The organism is Rhodoferax sp. LS1R11 (assembly GCF_056521395.1).
The window spans coordinates 166,339-181,874 of sequence record NZ_JBWMAW010000005.1 but is presented as its reverse complement, the minus strand read 5'-3'; the positions used below and the strand labels follow the sequence as shown (position 1 = coordinate 181,874).

The following is a 15,536-nucleotide window of genomic DNA, read 5'->3' as shown; positions in this document are numbered from 1 at the left end:
ACGGGCTGTAGCCAACGTCCTGTCTACGTATATTGCTATTGTTTTGATAGTGACTAGATCGAAGTCACTGGCGTTGAAATGAGGCGTCAACCCGCCCGCGCCGCCTCTATCGCTGCGATGTCGATCTTTTCCATCGTCATCATCGCTTCGAACGCGCGCTTGGCCGCCGCTTGATCAGGATCGGCGATCGCGGCCGTCAGGGCGCGTGGCGTGATCTGCCACGACAGTCCCCACTTGTCCTTGCACCAACCGCAGGCACTCGTCTGGCCGCCGTTTCCGACAATCGCGTTCCACAAGCGGTCGGTTTCGGCTTGGTCGTCGGTCGCGATCTGAAACGAGAACGCCTCGTTGTGCTTGAACTGTGGGCCGCCATTCAGCCCGAGGCAGGGGATGCCGGTCACCGTGAATTCGACCGTGAGGACATCTCCTTGCTTGCCATCGGGATAGTCGCCCGGCGCGCGGTAGATGGTGCCAACCGCGCTGTCAGGGAAGGTCTCGGCATAGAACTTTGCGGCGTCCACGGCGGTGCCCTCAAACCAGAGACAGATCGTGTTCTTGCTGACCATTTCGTTTCTCCTGAAAAGTTGAAGATGCTCAGCGAGCAGCGATCGGCGTCTCCGTGTGCATGGCACAGCGCCATCCGTGGTCGGTCTTGACCCAGGTCGAGGTGTCGCGCATCTCCTGTTCCGTGGTGGCGCCCTTGCCGCGCGGCGCGACACCCTGCTTGACGCGGTAGGACAGGATCGCCGTCGAGTCGTTCGGAAACAGGACCTCCATGTCGCTGAATTCGAACGAGGTGACCCCCCTGGAGCCGTGGTCCGCCATCTGGCGGTAGCCCGCATGGTCGAATTTCATTGCGCCGTGGGAGCTGACCATGAGCGCTGGCTCGCAGAGCAGGTTCAGCGCCACATCGGTCTCTTGGTCCACCATCGATTGCCAAAACTTGGTCTCGAGGTCGACCAGGGTCGCGCTTGGGTTCTGCATTTCGGTCTCCTTGCAATGAGAGGGCTCCCATCGTCCTCGTCGCAGGGACTTCCGTCTATCGGACTGCGCTGATGCGGTTGTAGGAATCCGCCGACACCTGCACGTTGGCGGACGGCGCGGGCCGCCTGTTGACGACTTGATTCGTCCAGAACAGGGCTTGTTATTTACACCAAGCATATGCTTGTCATAAATAGGCAATCTGGGTATGCTCGGGGTCAATGACCGCCATTGACGAGCCCCCCGACCCAGTCCTTCGCCGCCCCCGTGGCCGGCCTCCCAAGACCGAGCTTGAGCGTGACGACGGCAATCGGCGCCAGCCCTTGCTGGCGGTCGCGGCCCGCCTGTTTCGCGAAAAAGGTTTTGACGGCACCAGCACGCGTGACATTGCGGCGGCGGTGGGCATGCACAGCGGGTCGCCGTTCTACCACTTCAAAAGCAAAGACACCCTGCTGTTTGCCGTCATGGAGCAGGGCATGCATGCTGCGCTGGCCCGGCAAGCCGATGCGGTGGCGGGACGCGCGCCAAACGACACCCTCAGCGCGACGCAGAACCCCCTGGCGCTGATCCGGCGGCTGGTCAGCGCGCACTTTGACACCTTGCTGGGGCCGGGCAATGACTTTGTCCCCGTCATGCTGTACGAGGCCCGCGCCTTGAACGCCACGCAGCGGCTGGCGCTGGCGCGGCTGCAGGCGGACTACGAATCGGTCTGGACGCCGGTGCTGGAGGTCCTGCACACAACAGGCCATTTGCGTGCGCCGGTCGGTCTGTCCCGGCTGTTGATTCTGGGCGCGCTGAACTGGTCCGTGCAGTGGTTTGATGCCGATAAAAGCGCGTCGCTGGACGAACTGACCGACGCCGCTATGTCCCTCTTTTTTCAGGAACCTTGATGACACAACTCCTTGCCGCTGAAGCGGAAATGGAATTCGAAGACGAATTCGTGGCCGGTCTTAAAAAGATATTTGAGGAATTGATCGTCTTCAACCACGTGCTGGGGCTCAAGATCACCTCACTCAAACCCACACAGGTCCGGGCGCGTATCGACATGAAGCATGACCTGATTGGCCACTACGGCCACAACCGCCTTCACGGCGGCGTCATCAGCGCCGGGCTGGATGCCATGGGCGGTCTGGCCGTGATGGCCGCGATTGGCGCGCGGCACATGGACGAGTCGCCCGCGCAACGCCTGCACCGGTTTGGCAAACTTGGCACCATTGATTTGCGGGTGGACTACCTGCGCCCCGGCATTGGCGAGCACTTTGAATTGCGCGCCGAAGTGATGCGCCTGGGCTCGCGCGTGGCGTCTACGCGCATGGAGTTTCTGGGGGCCGACGGCAAGCTGCTGTCGACCGGGGCAGCTGCTTACATCGTGTCCTGACCGTGGGCGGCTTGATTTATGGAGAATCGGGCTGTAGCCCAGGTAGAACGTGCGCAGGCAGCTATTAAAAATATAGCGTTTTCAGATTGATTTGCGCGGTACCTCGCGCGGCTTGCCGTTTTCGTCAATGGCCACGTAGGTCAGGGAGGCCTCGGTCACCTTGGTGTACTCGCCCTGTGAGCCAAAACGCTCGGCAAAGACCTCGATCTTGACCGTGATGGAGGTGCGGCCAATGCGGGTCAGCTTGGCAAAGAACGACAAAATATCGCCTACCCGCACCGGGTGCTTGAAGACGAACTCGTTCACCGCCACCGTGGCCATGCGGCCGCCTGCGTAGCGCGCGGGCACCACGGCACCGGCCAGGTCCACGTGGGCCATCACCCAGCCGCCAAAAATATCGCCGTTGGCGTTGCAGTCGCCTGGCATGGGAATGACCTTGAGGACCAGTTCCTGGTCGGTCGGGAGTTGCACGCCCGCCGTGGCGGGGTTGGCGCCGGGGTGGGCGGAGGTGTTCGGGCTGGGGAGGTCAGACATGGGCACAATCAGGGTTGTTCAAGCTTTGAGATTGTCACCCATGCGCCGCTCTGGCGAATCCGCCTCCTCCCTCCACCACGGCGCCCCCTCGGCGCCTACCGCTGCCACCCCCCGTTCTGACTGGGCCACCCTGCGCCGCCTGTTCCCCTACCTGTGGGACTACAAGTGGCGGGTGATGGCCGCGCTGGCGTTCATGATTGGGGCCAAGATGGCCAACGTCAGCGTGCCCCTGCTGCTCAAGCAGCTGGTCGACACGATGAACCCCAAGCCCGGCATTGACGCCAGCACCCTGTTGGTGGTGCCGGTGGCTTTGCTGTTTGGCTACGGGCTGCTGCGCTTGTCCACCACCCTGTTTGCCGAGTTGCGCGAGCTGGTGTTTGCCAAGGCCACCGAGGGCGCCTCGCGCACCATCTCGCTGCAGGTGTTTCGCCATTTGCATGCCCTGAGCCTGCGTTTTCACCTGGAGCGCCAGACCGGCGGCCTCACGCGCGACATCGAGCGCGGCACGCGGGCGGTCAACTCGCTCATCTCGTATTCGCTCTACAGCATCATTCCCACGCTGATCGAGGTGGCCATGGTGCTCACGCTGCTGGCCGTCAAGTTTGACGTCTGGTTTGCGTGGATCACGCTGATTGCGCTGGTGTTCTACATCAGCTTCACCGTCATGGTGACCGAATGGCGTACCCAGTTTCGCAAGCAGATGAACGAGCTGGACTCCAAGGCCCACAGCCGTGCCATTGATTCGCTGCTCAACTTCGAGACCGTCAAATACTTCAACAACGAAGACTTCGAGGCGCACCGCTACGACGAAAACCTGGAGCGTTTTCGCATTGCCTCGCTCAAAAGCCAGCGCACGCTGAGCCTGCTCAACACCGGGCAGCAGCTCATCATTGCCACCGGCCTGATTGCCATGTTGTGGCGCGCCACGCAAGGCGTGGTGGACGGGCGCATGACGCTGGGCGACCTGGTGATGGTCAACGCCTTCATGATCCAGCTCTACATTCCGCTCGGTTTCTTGGGCGTGCTGTACCGCGAGATCAAGCAGAGCCTGACCGACCTGGACAAGATGTTCACCCTGATGGAGCGCGACCGCGAAATTGCCGACGTGCCGGGCGCCCAGCCGCTGCGCGTGGAGGGCGCCAGCGTCACGTTCAGCCACGTCAGCTTTGCCTACGACCCGGCGCGGCCCATCCTGCACGACATCAGCTTCGAGATTCCTGCAGGCAAAACCGTGGCCGTGGTCGGGCCGTCGGGCTCGGGCAAGTCCACGCTGGCCCGCTTGCTGTTCCGCTTTTACGACGTGCAGCAGGGCCAGATCCTGATTGCCGGGCAGGACATCAAACAGGTCACGCAAGCCTCGGTGCGCCAGGCCATTGGCATCGTGCCGCAAGACACCGTGCTGTTCAATGACACGGTGGAATACAACATCGCCTATGGCAAGCCCGGCGCCACGCGCGCGCAGGTGGAGGAGGCCGCGCGCAGCGCGCACATCCACAACTTCATCAGCGCCACGCCCAAGGGTTACGACACCATGGTGGGTGAGCGCGGGCTGAAACTCTCGGGTGGTGAAAAACAACGCGTGGCGATTGCCCGCACACTGCTGAAAAATCCGCCGATTCTGATCTTCGATGAAGCCACCTCCGCGCTGGACTCCGCCAACGAGCGCGCCATTCAGGCCGAGCTGCAAAGCGTGGCGCAGAACAAGACCACGCTGGTGATTGCGCACCGTTTGTCCACCGTGGTGGACGCGCACGAGATTCTGGTGATGGACGCCGGGCACATCCTGGAGCGCGGCACCCACACCGAACTGCTGGCCGCCAACGGGCGTTATGCGTCGATGTGGGCGCTGCAGCAGAGTGCCGAGTAAATTTAAGATGTTTTGGGGCTCTAGCCCCGGTGGTACCTTCGCAGATAGCTATATTATTAATAGCAATTCCTCGTTTGTTCCACCTGTGCAGCCTCGCCTGGATTGGTTTTAAGGAAACCCAATGGATACCGTCATGTTTTTCTCCATCACAGCCTGCGTCTTATGCGCCAGTGTGGTCTATCTGTTCATGGAATACCGCGCCCACGGCGAACGCGACAAGGCGCTTGCCAACATGCTGCGCGTTCAGGCCGAAGTTGCCGCCAAAAACAAAAAACTGGAGGGCTACAGCAAGTACCTGGATTACCTGGCGGCGGGCAAGGTGGCGGTGGCCGACCACTCGAAGTCCCTGGTTGGCAAAGTGGTGCGTGAATACGTTCACGTGGAGAAAATCACGAAGGACAAGCTCAAGCACGATTCGGACACCAGCGTGATCGTCTGGTACTCGGTGGAGTTCACCTTTGGCTCTGATTTGAGGTCCGGCAACTTTGAGATTCTTCCCACCACCGCTGGAGTCGAGATCCAGATGGGCCGGCCCATTCTCGTCGGCACACCCGTGGTCAAACCGCTGTCACAAGATATCTCGGGTGTTGGCGTGCTGCTCGACGAGCGCGCGGCCATCAAAGAGGTGCATGACAAGCTCCCCAACCTGGCTCAGTGGTACGCCCCCACCGTGGCCGCTGAAGAGGCCACCCGCGCCCTGTGCCGGTTGAAGCTGATGGAGTTTGTGCGCGATTTTCTGGTTACCCAGCCCGGGGTCACACAACTGCCCGGCGTCTACACCATCTTCAAATAGCGCTGACCGGGCAAGGCTTCATTTAAGGCGATCGAACGTAGCGTTGGTTGACCTGAAAGTCGGTGGTGGATGGGGCAATCGACACCAGCGCCAGCAATTCATCATTGCGCAGGAGCAGGCCGCCTTGTGTGGTGCTGCCGTCCATCGAAAGCCGTGTGATGGGCACCACCGTTCGGTCGGGGTACTCTATGAAAGTCAAGGTACCCGTAATCTTGTTTGTTGTCACGTCTCTGATATCGGAGCTGGACCTCACACCGCTACCGGTGAACGTGAAGTTCGCTACCGCCAGGGTGGAAGTGGCCGGATTGATATCTGCGGTGATGAGGTCGCCGTTGATCATCCTGACGGATGTGTTGGCCATTTCTGGCGCATATTGCACCGTCTCTTGGGGTCCGCCGTAGCTGCCGGTGGCCACCACCGCCCCTGTGCAGTCGGCGTTGGCAAAGTGTTCTTCTTTGGGGGTGGCAGTGAACGTGTTGCCGTTGGTGGCCGTCAGGGTGGTGGTGATGCGTATGTGGGCTACACAGTCCTGGCGCCACACCCCCTCGTATTTGGCGAGTGCCGGTATGGCGAGCGAGACGGCTGGGATGGTTGTGACGGATACCGCTGTCGGGGCCGCAGAGCCTCCACCTCCACCTCCACCCCCGCCGCAAGCCACGAGTAGCGACGATCCCAGTGCAATGACCAGGTATTGGGTTTGGGTTTGATTCAGCATGTCGACACTCCTTGAGGTGTGGCCAGGATCGGATGCCTGATCATCTTCATGAGTGAACGGTCTGTCTGTGTGCCACCGCACCACTGAACTCGACAATGCGTCAACCGGTCAAGCCTGTTCCGGATATGCAATCCGCGCATAATCTTGCGATGGAAACAAAATGGCTTGAAGACTTCGTATCGCTGGCTGAAACCCGCAGTTTCAGCCGCTCGGCCCAGCTGCGCCACGTCACGCAACCGGCGTTCTCGCGGCGCATCCAGTCGCTGGAAGGCTGGGCGGGCACCGACCTGGTGGACCGCAGCAGCTACCCCACACGGCTCACGCCCGCGGGCGAGACGCTGTACTCGCAATCGCTGGAGGTGTTGCAGTCACTGCAAAGCACGCGCGCCATGATGCGCGGCCACACCGCGGCGGGGCAGGATGTGATCGAGTTTGCAGTGCCGCACACGCTGGCGTTCACGTTTTTTCCGGCCTGGGTGTCGGCCTTGCGCGAGAAGTTCGGCCCCATCAAAAGCCGCCTGATTGCGCTCAACGTGCACGACGCCGTGATGCGCCTGGTGGAGGGCAGTTGCGACCTGCTGATTGCCTACCACCATCCCTCGCAGCCCTACCAGCTTGATGCGGACCGTTACGAGATGGTGAGCTTGGGCGAAGAGGTCATCGCCCCGTATTCCAGGCCCGATGCGGATGGGGCGCCCCTGTTTCCGCTGCCGGGGCGTGTGGGCCAGCCCCTGCCTTACCTGAGTTACGCACCGGGCGCCTACCTGGGGCAGATGGTCGAACTCATCCTCAAGCAGGCCGGCACCGCGATTCACTTTGACCGCGTGTACGAGACCGACATGGCCGAAGGCCTGAAGGCCATGGCGCTGGAGGGGCATGGCGTGGCCTTTCTGCCCTACAGCGCCGTCAAGAAAGACTTGCGTGCCAAAAAGCTGGTCAGCGCCGTGCCCGAGGGCATGAAGGGCTTCCAGATCACCATGGACGTGCGGGCCTACCGCGAGCGGCCGTCCGGCAAGGAGCCGGGCAAATCCGGCGTGCACACCAACCGGGCCGCGAGCCCCGGCCCCAAACGCAACGCGCAGGCACTGTGGGATTTTTTGGTGGCCCAGACGGTTGCCCCGTGAGCATTTGAGAAAATACGTCCCATGACCAACACCCTGACCCTCACCCGCCCCGACGACTGGCACCTGCATGTGCGCGATGGCGATGCCCTGAACACCGTGGTGCCGCACACCGCCGCCCAATTCGGCCGCGCCATCATCATGCCCAACCTGCGCCCGCCCGTGACCACGGCCGCCCAAGCCTTGGCCTACAAGGCCCGCATCCAGGCCGCCGTGCCGCCCGGTGTGCGCTTTGAGCCGCTGATGACGCTCTACCTCACCGACAACTTGCCCGCCGACGAAATCAAACGTGCCCGCGATGCTGGCGTGGTCGCCGCCAAGCTCTACCCCGCAGGCGCCACCACCAACAGCGACGCTGGCGTGACCGACCTGCGCAAGACCTATAAAACGCTGGAAGCCATGCAGCGCGAGGGCCTGCTGCTGCTGGTGCACGGCGAAGTGACCTCGCCCGACATCGACCTGTTTGACCGCGAAGCCGTGTTCATCGACACCCAGCTCATTCCCTTGCGCCGTGATTTTCCTGAACTCAAAATCGTGTTCGAGCACATCACCACGAGCGAGGCCGCGCAGTACGTGGCTGAGGCGGACCGTTTCACTGCGGCCACGCTCACGGCGCACCATTTGCTCTACAACCGCAACGCCATCTTCACCGGCGGCATTCGCCCGCACTACTACTGCCTGCCGGTCCTGAAGCGTGAAACGCATCGTGTGGCGCTGGTGAAGGCCGCCACCTCCGGCAGCCCCAAGTTCTTCCTGGGCACCGACAGCGCACCCCACCCCGCGCACCTGAAGGAACACGCCAGCGGTTGCGCCGGTTGCTACACCGCGCATGCGGCCATCGAGATGTATGCCGAGGCGTTTGACTCCGTGGGCGCGCTCGACAAGCTCGAAGGTTTTGCCAGCTTTTACGGCGCTGACTTTTATGGGTTGCCACGCAACACCGGCACCATCACCCTCAAGCGCGAAGCCTGGACCCCACCCGAGAGTTTTGCCTTTGGCGAAGCGCAACTCAAGCCCTTGCGCTCGGGTGAAGACCTGCCCTGGAAACTGCTTCCCTGATCCCACGTTGCCCCAACGCCCGCCCCGCCCCGACGCCAGAAAGGATTTGCCGTGAACATCTTTTTGATCGATGCCGACAACCTGAACTCGGGCGCCTGGGTGGATGAGGCCTTTCGCATCCTGGATGAATCCGAAGGCCTCATGCCGGTGCGCCGCGCCTACGGCAGCGCCGAAAACCTGAAAGGCCTGGCCGACGTGCTGCGGGCCTGGGCGGTGCGCCCGTTCGTCAACCTGTCTTTGACGAAAAACACCACCGACATCGCCCTGGCGGTTGACGCCATGGAATTCGCCTGCCAAAGCCCGGCCCCGAAGATGATGGTCATCGGGTCGGGCGACGCCGACTTTGTGCCCTTGGTGGTGCGCCTGCGTGAACGCGGTATCCGCGTGGTGTGTGTGTCGGAGCGGGGCAAGATGGGGCGCGAAGCCGTGTCGGCCTACGACCGGGTCATCCTGGTGGGGCAGGAGCAGGTGCTGCATGAGGCGCAAGGGGTGACCGGCACGACAGGCGCCGCCGCCGTGCCCGCGCGGGACGCCCCCGTGGTGCGGCGCACGGCCGCCAGGAAAGCCGTGGCGAAAAAAGTGCCAACCGCCAAGATCCCGGCGGCTAAAACGGCTGAAAAAAAACCAGCGGCCAAAAAAGCGGCCACCAAAGTCGCAGCCCCTAAAAAGACATCCGTCCGCACCACGGTGGTCGAAACAGCCGGACCTGCGACCGCCGGGCCTATGGTCGCCGAGCATGCCGCTCACCCGATGACGGCCCCGGATGTGCCCGCCATTTTGCTGGCGGTGCCCGCCCTGCAAAGTGGCCAGCCGCAACCCCTGGCCGCGGTGGCCAAAGCGTTACTCGACGCCAAACTGCGCGGTAAAAACATGACAGCCACCAAGTTGCTCAAAAAATTCCCGCAGCACTTTGCCATGTTGCCCTCTGAAAAACCCAGAACGGTGACGTACATCCCGGCTCAGGATTCGTCTTGAGCGCGCAGATGGCAAAAGCGGCCAAGGCGGGCGTGCCAGACAGCTCGTCTTGTCCTTCCCGGATCGAGGCCATTGATTGGGGGGCGCCCTGGCTGGCGCCGTATGCACTGACAGGGAAGGGTGCCGCTGCGGCCCTTGCCGCGGGGGCGACCGGCGCCGAGGCCCTGAGTGCGGCCTGGGCGCCCCAGACCACCCCGGTGCGTTTTGTCCCTCAATCCGACCTGCCGCCCGGCGAGGCCTACGAGCGCTATATTTTCAATAGCGGCAGGTGCCCGACCCGCGAGGGCTTGCATGACTTTTTCAACGGATTGGCGTGGCTGCATTTTCCCTTGACCAAACGGCGTTTGAACCAATTGCATGTGGCCCAGATGGCGCAGACCGGCATCCAGCCCGTGCGCGGCCCGGCGCGTGATGGCCTGACGGTGTTTGACGAAAACGCGGCTTTTCTGCAGGCCCCCGACGCCCTGTGGGACGCGCTGGTGGCCAAAGACTGGCCGCGCCTCTTTGTGGACTTGCGCCCGATGTGGGCGGATGCCCATCTGGTGCTGTTTGGTCATGCCTTGCTGGAGAAGCTCGTTTCACCAAGAAAAGCGATCACAGCCCACGTCTACCGTGCACAGGCAGCTACTGATTCAATAGCAGATCTGGATGCCTGGATGGCGACCGACCTCAGTGCCGAGAAGCTCTCCGGCAAGCCGTTTGCACATTTGCCGGTGCTGGGGGTGCCCGGTTGGTGGGCGGCCAACGAAGACACCGCTTTTTACGCTGATGCCACGGTGTTTCGTTTGCCCAAAGCAGCCGCCCCCTCGCCCGGTTGAAGCGGGGGTGAATGACCGTAAACTTGGTGTGCCATTGGCCCCCCTGGCGCCTTGCAATCGGGCCGCATGCCCCTACTATTCGTGCCAACGGCTTGCTGACGCAGGCCGCTTTTGAAAGAGAACCATGAAACGCATTCTTTTGTTTGTTCTGACCAATGTGCTGGTGGTCGCCGTGCTCGGCATCGTGGCCAGTTTGCTCGGTGTCAACCGCTACCTCACGCCCAACGGTCTGAACCTGGGCTCCCTGCTGGGCTTTGCCCTGATCATGGGTTTTGGCGGCGCCATCATTTCGCTCCTGATCAGCAAGCCCATGGCCAAGTGGACCTCGGGCGTGCGCATCATCAACCAGCCGCAAAACGCCGACGAGGCTTGGATCGTGCAGACGGTGCAAAAGCTCGCCACCAAGGCGGGCATCGGCATGCCCGAGGTCGGCATTTTCGAAGGTGACCCCAACGCCTTTGCCACCGGGGCCTTCAAAAACTCGGCATTGGTAGCGGTGAGCACCGGTTTGCTGCAGGGCATGACGCATGACGAGATCGAGGCCGTCATTGGCCACGAGATCGCCCACGTCGCCAATGGCGACATGGTCACCATGACGCTGATTCAGGGCGTGATGAACACTTTTGTGGTGTTTCTCAGCCGCGTGATCGGTTACGCCGTGGACAGCTTTCTGCGCAAAGGCGACGAGCGCTCCAGCGGTCCCGGCATGGGCTACATGATCACCACCATCGTGCTGGACATCGTGCTCGGGTTTGCTGCCGCGATGGTGGTGGCCTGGTTCTCCCGTCACCGCGAGTTTCGCGCTGACGCGGGCGCGGCCCAACTGCTGGGCCGTCGCCAGCCGATGATCAACGCCCTGGTGCGCCTGGGTGGTGTGCACACGGCGGAGTTGCCCAAGAGTGTGGCCGCGTTCGGTATCGCCGGTGGCATTGGCAAGTTGTTTTCCACCCATCCACCAATTGAAGCGCGCATTGCAGCGCTGCAAAACGCCCCGGCCTGAAAGCGAATGATGGAATTCTCGACCTGGCTTACCTTTTTCGTCGCGGCCTGGGCCATCAGCATCTCGCCGGGGGCCGGTGCAGTGGCGGCCATGAGTTCCGGCCTGAACCACGGCTTTCGTCGCGGGTACGTCACCAGCTTTGGGCTCGTGCTGGGCATCTGGACACAGATCCTCGTCGTAGGGGTGGGCCTGGGCGCGCTGGTGGCGACGTCCGGCACGGCTTTTCTGGTGGTCAAGTGGCTGGGGGTGGCATACCTGGTGTGGCTGGGCATTCAGCAATGGCGCGCACCGGCCACGCCGCTGGTGGCTGCCGCTGACGGGGGTGCTGTGGTCACCCGCCGTTCCATGATTCTGCGGGCCTGGATGATCAACGCGGTCAACCCCAAGGGCACGGTGTTCCTGTTGGCGGTGGTGCCCCAGTTTTTGAACCTGTCGCAGCCTATGCTGCCGCAGTACCTGGTCATTGCCGGCACACTGGCGTTCACCGATCTGGTGGTCATGGCGGGTTACACCCTGATGGCCTCGCGCGTGTTGCGGGCCTTGAAGTCGACCGCACACATTCGCGCCATGAACCGCGTGTTTGGCGGGTTCTTCGTGCTGGCGGGCACCCTGCTGGCGCTGTTCAAGCGCTCGGTGTGAGCGGCGCCGCTTTGTAGACCAGCACCTTGAGCGAACGCTGATCTGACACATCAGCAAACACCGCCGGGTTGGCCACCCGTTCGACAAACGACAGGTCCGGCGCCAACTCAGCCATTTGTTTGCCGAGAAAAGCCACATCCAACTCCGGGGCGTTCAGACAAAGGAGGGCATGTCCGTCCGGCATCAGCAAGTCGGGCAGGCGCCGCATGAGCCGTGCGTAGTCCTTGGTGGCGACAAAGCTGCCTTTCTGATAACTGGGCGGGTCGAGGATGATCAGGTCATAGGGGCCGCTACGCGTGATTTTTCCCCAGGTCGTGAAAATGTCGTGCGGCAAAAAGCTGGCCCGGGCCGTCAGGCCGTTGAGCTGGTGGTTCTGCTGCCCAACCGCAAGCGCGCCCTTGCTCATATCCACATTCACCACATGCCGTGCACCAGCGTGCAGCGCCGCGACCGAGAAGGCGCAGGTGTAGGCAAACAGGTTGAGTACTCTGAGCTTGGGGCGGGTGGCCGCATGGTCCCGTACCCAGCGCCTGCCCTGTGCCATGTCGAGAAACAGGCCATGGTTCTGGCCCTGGCGCACATGGACCCGAAAGTTCAATCCTTGTTCGCTCACGACATGCGGGTCTGGCACGCTTCCGCTCATCAAGCGTGATTCGGTTCGACCTTCATGCCGGCACTGAAAGACCCAGTTGAGTGCCTGTGGCGAACCCAGTTGCTGCCAGCGTTCAGCCAATGCCGCGTGGATGGAGGACAACGCCTCGTCCGTCACCGGTTGGAAACTGGTCAGCACAAAGACCGGGGGGAACGCGTCGAGCACCCAGTGTTCGCAGCCCGGGAACCGTCCGCCCCGACCGTGGAAGAGGCGCTGGGCGTCGGTGGGTATTGCCATCGTCCCGATGGTGTTTAACAAAGCTTGCATGGTGTGCCGCTCGTCTACGCCAGCACGCTTCTCGCGAGCGCCTCCGCCACCTTGATGCCATCCACCCCGGCGGACAAAATGCCACCGGCGTAGCTGGCACCCTCGCCAGCCGGGTACAAGCCCCGCGTATTGGTGCTTTGAAAGTCGTCACCGCGCGGAATTTTCAAGGGCGACGATGTGCGTGTTTCCACCCCGGTCAGCACCGCATCGGGCATGTCAAAACCCTTGATCTTGCGCGCAAAGGCGGGCAGAGCCTCGCGGATGGCTTCAATGGCGTAGGTGGGCAAGGCGGCCGCCAGATCGACCAGATGAACGCCCGGCTTGTACGAGGGCTCAACGCCACCAAGCTGGGTAGAGGCCTTGCCCGCCATGAAGTCGCCCACCAGCTGGCCCGGCGCGTTGTAGTCGGAGCCGCCCATCACGTAGGCATTCGACTCCAGCTGGCGCTGCAGCACGATGCCCGCGAGCGGATGGTGTGTGGTGCCGCTGTGGGGCTGGGCGTCAACTTGCTCACCCAGCGTCGCGTGAAAGGCTGCGGCATCGGTCGGGTAGTCGCTGGGGTCAATGCCCACTACGATGCCCGCGTTGGCATTGCGCTCGTTGCGGGAGTACTGGCTCATGCCGTTGGTCACCACGCGGCCGGGTTCTGACGTGGCGGCCACCACGGTGCCCCCGGGGCACATGCAAAAGCTGTAGACCGAGCGGCCATTGTTGGCGTGGTGCACCAGTTTGTAGTCTGCCGCGCCGAGCAGCGGGTGACCGGCGTGGTGGCCCCAGCGGGCGCGGTCGATCACGCCCTGCGGGTGCTCAATGCGAAACCCGATGGAGAATGGCTTGGCCTCCATGGCCACACCACGCTGGTACAGCATGGCGCAGGTGTCGCGCGAACTGTGTCCCAGCGCCATGATGACCTGGTCCGCGCGCAACTCGTAGGGCTGGCCGGTGGACTGGTCCAGCACGGTCAGTCCACGCACATGGCGGCCTTGCTGGTTGTCCTCAATCAGCACATCGGTCACGCGTTGCTCAAAGCGGATTTCGCCGCCGAGTGCCATGATTTGTTCGCGCAGGTTCTCCACCACCTTCACCAGTTTGAAGGTGCCAATGTGCGGGTGTGCATCCACCAGAATTTCGGGGGGCGCCCCGGCCTTGACGAACTCGTTCATCACCTTGCGGCCCAGGTAGCGCGGGTCCTTGATCTGGCTGTAGAGCTTGCCGTCCGAGAACGTGCCGGCACCACCTTCACCAAACTGCACGTTGGACTCGGGGTTGAGCACATGCTTGCGCCACAAACCCCAGGTGTCCTTGGTGCGTTCACGCACTTTTTTGCCGCGCTCCAGCACGATGGGCTTGAAGCCCATTTGCGCCAGCACGAGCGCGGCAAAGATGCCGCAAGGACCAAAACCGACCACCACGGGGCGCAAGGCCAGATCGGCCGGGGCCTGGCCCACCGGGTGGTAGGCCATGTCGGGCGACGCAAAGATGTGCAGGCTGCCGGTAAACTTCTCCAGCAAGGTGTTTTCAAGTGCGGGGCTCAGATCCACATCGACGATGTAGACCTGCGTCAACGCCGCCTTGCGGGCGTCAAAGCTGTGCTTGAAAATTCGGTGGCTGGAAAACTCGGCCACCCCGATGCCCAGGGTCTTGGCAATCAGCTGGGGCAGGGCGTCTGTGGCGTGGTCGAGCGGGAGTTTGAGTTCGGTCAGTCGGATCATGAGAAATACGTCAATGGCTCGTGGTTATCAAGCAAATGTGGCGCGCACAGGATGTGCAGCTTCAAAGGCGGTGGAGTTTACACAGGCAAAAAGCCCTCAATTGACAAGTAGCGTTCACCCGTGTCGTAGTTGAAGCCCAGCACGGTCGCTCCCGCAGGCAGGTCGGGCAGTTTTTGCGCAATGGCGGCCAGTGTGGCGCCGCTGGAGATGCCCACCAGAATGCCTTCTTCAGCGGCACAGCGGCGGGCCATTTCGCGGGCCGGTTCGGCATCGACCTGGATCACGCCGTCGAGCAAATCAGTGTGCAGGTTTTTCGGGATGAACCCGGCACCAATGCCCTGAATGGGATGGGGGGAGGGCGCACCACCTGAAATCACGGGCGACGCCGTGGGTTCCACCGCATAAACTTTCAGGTTCGGCCATTGGGCCTTGAGGACCTGGGCGCAGCCCGTCAGGTGTCCCCCGGTGCCCACGCCGGTGATCAGCACGTCGATGCCCTCGGGGAAGTCCGCCAGAATCTCCTGTGCCGTGGTGCGCACATGGGCGTCAATGTTGGCCGGGTTTTCAAACTGCTGGGGCATCCATGAATTGGGCGTCGCGGCCACCAGCTCCAGGGCGCGGGCAATCGAGCCTTTCATGCCTTTTTCACGCGGGGTCAGGTCAAATGAGGCGCCATAGGCCAGCATCAGGCGGCGGCGTTCGATCGACATGCTGTCGGGCATGACCAGAATGAGCTTGTAGCCTTTGACGGCCGCGACCATGGCCAGACCGACGCCGGTGTTGCCGGAGGTCGGTTCGATGATGGTGGCACCGGGCTGGAGTGCCCCGCTTTTTTCAGCCGCTTCCACCATGGACAGCGCAATGCGGTCCTTGATGGAGCCGCCCGGGTTGCTGCGTTCGGACTTGATGTAAACCTTGTGCGTGCTGCCAAACAGGCGGTTCATGCGGACGTGAGGCGTATTGCCAATGGTTTGCAGGATGTTGTCGACTTTCATGAGCGGCTCCGGTGGGTGGTGATGCTGACG

17 protein-coding genes are annotated in these 15,536 nt (G+C 62.3%); 10 read left to right on the top strand and 7 right to left on the bottom strand.

What is annotated here, in order from left to right; all coding sequences use genetic code 11:
- Window positions 1–86 precede the first annotated feature (86 nt).
- Window positions 87–566, bottom strand: coding sequence for a VOC family protein (locus AC097N_RS08885; RefSeq protein ID WP_479580586.1), 480 nt, complete (start codon window positions 564–566; stop codon window positions 87–89).
- A gap of 28 nt (window positions 567–594) precedes the next feature.
- Complete coding sequence (locus tag AC097N_RS08880; protein ID WP_479580585.1) at window positions 595–984, bottom strand: nuclear transport factor 2 family protein; 390 nt, start codon at window positions 982–984, stop codon at window positions 595–597.
- Window positions 985–1,202: 218 nt separating this feature from the next.
- Between AC097N_RS08880 and AC097N_RS08875 the strand changes: the two genes are divergently transcribed.
- Both AC097N_RS08875 and AC097N_RS08870 read left to right on the top strand, forming a co-directional pair.
- Window positions 1,203–1,871, top strand: a complete 669-nt coding sequence (locus AC097N_RS08875; RefSeq protein WP_479580584.1) for a TetR/AcrR family transcriptional regulator — start codon at window positions 1,203–1,205, stop codon at window positions 1,869–1,871.
- Window positions 1,871–2,359, top strand: a complete 489-nt coding sequence (locus AC097N_RS08870) for a thioesterase family protein (protein WP_479580583.1) — start codon at window positions 1,871–1,873, stop codon at window positions 2,357–2,359. Before AC097N_RS08875 ends, AC097N_RS08870 begins: the two co-directional genes overlap by 1 nt.
- Window positions 2,360–2,440: 81 nt before the next feature.
- Here AC097N_RS08870 and AC097N_RS08865 read toward each other — a convergent pair whose 3' ends face one another.
- Window positions 2,441–2,893, bottom strand: coding sequence for an acyl-CoA thioesterase (locus tag AC097N_RS08865; RefSeq protein WP_479580581.1), 453 nt, complete (start codon window positions 2,891–2,893; stop codon window positions 2,441–2,443).
- Between the two features lie 40 nt (window positions 2,894–2,933).
- Between AC097N_RS08865 and AC097N_RS08860 the strand changes: the two genes are divergently transcribed.
- Complete coding sequence (locus tag AC097N_RS08860; RefSeq protein ID WP_479580579.1) at window positions 2,934–4,760, top strand: ABCB family ABC transporter ATP-binding protein/permease; 1,827 nt, start codon at window positions 2,934–2,936, stop codon at window positions 4,758–4,760.
- A 121-nt stretch (window positions 4,761–4,881) separates the two neighbouring features.
- The gene (locus AC097N_RS08855) at window positions 4,882–5,553 is read left to right on the top strand and encodes a hypothetical protein (protein ID WP_479580577.1); all 672 of its coding nucleotides are present in this window, start codon (window positions 4,882–4,884) and stop codon (window positions 5,551–5,553) included.
- A 22-nt stretch (window positions 5,554–5,575) separates the two neighbouring features.
- Here the strand turns inward: AC097N_RS08855 and AC097N_RS08850 are convergent, their stop codons facing one another.
- Window positions 5,576–6,268: a hypothetical protein gene (locus tag AC097N_RS08850; RefSeq protein ID WP_479580575.1), complete on the bottom strand. Its 693-nt coding sequence runs from the start codon at window positions 6,266–6,268 to the stop codon at window positions 5,576–5,578.
- 149 nt (window positions 6,269–6,417) lie between these two features.
- On the opposite strand from AC097N_RS08850, the gene AC097N_RS08845 reads away from it, so the two are divergent.
- The 6 genes from AC097N_RS08845 to AC097N_RS08820 all read left to right on the top strand — a co-directional run bounded on the left by AC097N_RS08845 (window position 6,418) and on the right by AC097N_RS08820 (window position 11,880).
- The gene (locus AC097N_RS08845) at window positions 6,418–7,392 is read left to right on the top strand and encodes a LysR substrate-binding domain-containing protein (RefSeq protein WP_479580573.1); all 975 of its coding nucleotides are present in this window, start codon (window positions 6,418–6,420) and stop codon (window positions 7,390–7,392) included.
- Window positions 7,393–7,413: 21 nt separating this feature from the next.
- On the top strand, window positions 7,414–8,448 hold the full coding sequence (pyrC, locus tag AC097N_RS08840) for a dihydroorotase (protein WP_479580571.1): 1,035 nt from the start codon (window positions 7,414–7,416) through the stop codon (window positions 8,446–8,448).
- A gap of 51 nt (window positions 8,449–8,499) precedes the next feature.
- Window positions 8,500–9,423, top strand: coding sequence for an NYN domain-containing protein (locus tag AC097N_RS08835; RefSeq protein WP_479580568.1), 924 nt, complete (start codon window positions 8,500–8,502; stop codon window positions 9,421–9,423).
- Between the two features lie 8 nt (window positions 9,424–9,431).
- Window positions 9,432–10,241, top strand: a complete 810-nt coding sequence (locus AC097N_RS08830) for a DUF3025 domain-containing protein (protein ID WP_479580639.1) — start codon at window positions 9,432–9,434, stop codon at window positions 10,239–10,241.
- A gap of 124 nt (window positions 10,242–10,365) precedes the next feature.
- The gene (gene htpX / locus AC097N_RS08825; RefSeq protein ID WP_479580566.1) at window positions 10,366–11,241 is read left to right on the top strand and encodes a protease HtpX; all 876 of its coding nucleotides are present in this window, start codon (window positions 10,366–10,368) and stop codon (window positions 11,239–11,241) included.
- 9 nt (window positions 11,242–11,250) lie between these two features.
- On the top strand, window positions 11,251–11,880 hold the full coding sequence (locus tag AC097N_RS08820) for a LysE family transporter (protein WP_479580564.1): 630 nt from the start codon (window positions 11,251–11,253) through the stop codon (window positions 11,878–11,880).
- Here AC097N_RS08820 and AC097N_RS08815 read toward each other — a convergent pair.
- From AC097N_RS08815 to cysK, 3 genes are all read right to left on the bottom strand, one after another.
- On the bottom strand, window positions 11,864–12,799 hold the full coding sequence (locus AC097N_RS08815; protein WP_479580562.1) for a class I SAM-dependent methyltransferase: 936 nt from the start codon (window positions 12,797–12,799) through the stop codon (window positions 11,864–11,866). The genes AC097N_RS08820 and AC097N_RS08815 overlap by 17 nt on opposite strands.
- Window positions 12,800–12,813: 14 nt before the next feature.
- Window positions 12,814–14,511 (bottom strand): NAD(P)/FAD-dependent oxidoreductase, encoded by a 1,698-nt coding sequence (locus AC097N_RS08810; RefSeq protein ID WP_479580560.1) that lies wholly within the window; start codon window positions 14,509–14,511, stop codon window positions 12,814–12,816.
- Between the two features lie 77 nt (window positions 14,512–14,588).
- Window positions 14,589–15,506 (bottom strand): cysteine synthase A, encoded by a 918-nt coding sequence (cysK, locus tag AC097N_RS08805; protein WP_479580558.1) that lies wholly within the window; start codon window positions 15,504–15,506, stop codon window positions 14,589–14,591.
- Window positions 15,507–15,536 lie beyond the last annotated feature (30 nt).

What these genes read in the sequence shown, in the direction of transcription:
- htpX (WP_479580566.1), top strand. Translation starts at nt 10,366, where the DNA reads ATGAAACGCATTCTTTTGTTTGTTCTGACCAATGTGCTGGTGGTCGCC.
- AC097N_RS08830 (WP_479580639.1), top strand. Translation starts at nt 9,432, where the DNA reads ATGGCAAAAGCGGCCAAGGCGGGCGTGCCAGACAGCTCGTCTTGTCCT.
- AC097N_RS08855 (WP_479580577.1), top strand. Translation starts at nt 4,882, where the DNA reads ATGGATACCGTCATGTTTTTCTCCATCACAGCCTGCGTCTTATGCGCC.
- AC097N_RS08860 (WP_479580579.1), top strand. Translation starts at nt 2,934, where the DNA reads ATGCGCCGCTCTGGCGAATCCGCCTCCTCCCTCCACCACGGCGCCCCC.
- AC097N_RS08850 (WP_479580575.1), bottom strand. Translation starts at nt 6,268, where the DNA reads ATGCTGAATCAAACCCAAACCCAATACCTGGTCATTGCACTGGGATCG.
- AC097N_RS08815 (WP_479580562.1), bottom strand. Translation starts at nt 12,799, where the DNA reads ATGCAAGCTTTGTTAAACACCATCGGGACGATGGCAATACCCACCGAC.
- AC097N_RS08885 (WP_479580586.1), bottom strand. Translation starts at nt 566, where the DNA reads ATGGTCAGCAAGAACACGATCTGTCTCTGGTTTGAGGGCACCGCCGTG.
- AC097N_RS08820 (WP_479580564.1), top strand. Translation starts at nt 11,251, where the DNA reads ATGGAATTCTCGACCTGGCTTACCTTTTTCGTCGCGGCCTGGGCCATC.
- AC097N_RS08810 (WP_479580560.1), bottom strand. Translation starts at nt 14,511, where the DNA reads ATGATCCGACTGACCGAACTCAAACTCCCGCTCGACCACGCCACAGAC.
- AC097N_RS08870 (WP_479580583.1), top strand. Translation starts at nt 1,871, where the DNA reads ATGACACAACTCCTTGCCGCTGAAGCGGAAATGGAATTCGAAGACGAA.
- AC097N_RS08845 (WP_479580573.1), top strand. Translation starts at nt 6,418, where the DNA reads ATGGAAACAAAATGGCTTGAAGACTTCGTATCGCTGGCTGAAACCCGC.
- cysK (WP_479580558.1), bottom strand. Translation starts at nt 15,506, where the DNA reads ATGAAAGTCGACAACATCCTGCAAACCATTGGCAATACGCCTCACGTC.
- AC097N_RS08875 (WP_479580584.1), top strand. Translation starts at nt 1,203, where the DNA reads ATGACCGCCATTGACGAGCCCCCCGACCCAGTCCTTCGCCGCCCCCGT.
- AC097N_RS08865 (WP_479580581.1), bottom strand. Translation starts at nt 2,893, where the DNA reads ATGTCTGACCTCCCCAGCCCGAACACCTCCGCCCACCCCGGCGCCAAC.
- AC097N_RS08880 (WP_479580585.1), bottom strand. Translation starts at nt 984, where the DNA reads ATGCAGAACCCAAGCGCGACCCTGGTCGACCTCGAGACCAAGTTTTGG.
- pyrC (WP_479580571.1), top strand. Translation starts at nt 7,414, where the DNA reads ATGACCAACACCCTGACCCTCACCCGCCCCGACGACTGGCACCTGCAT.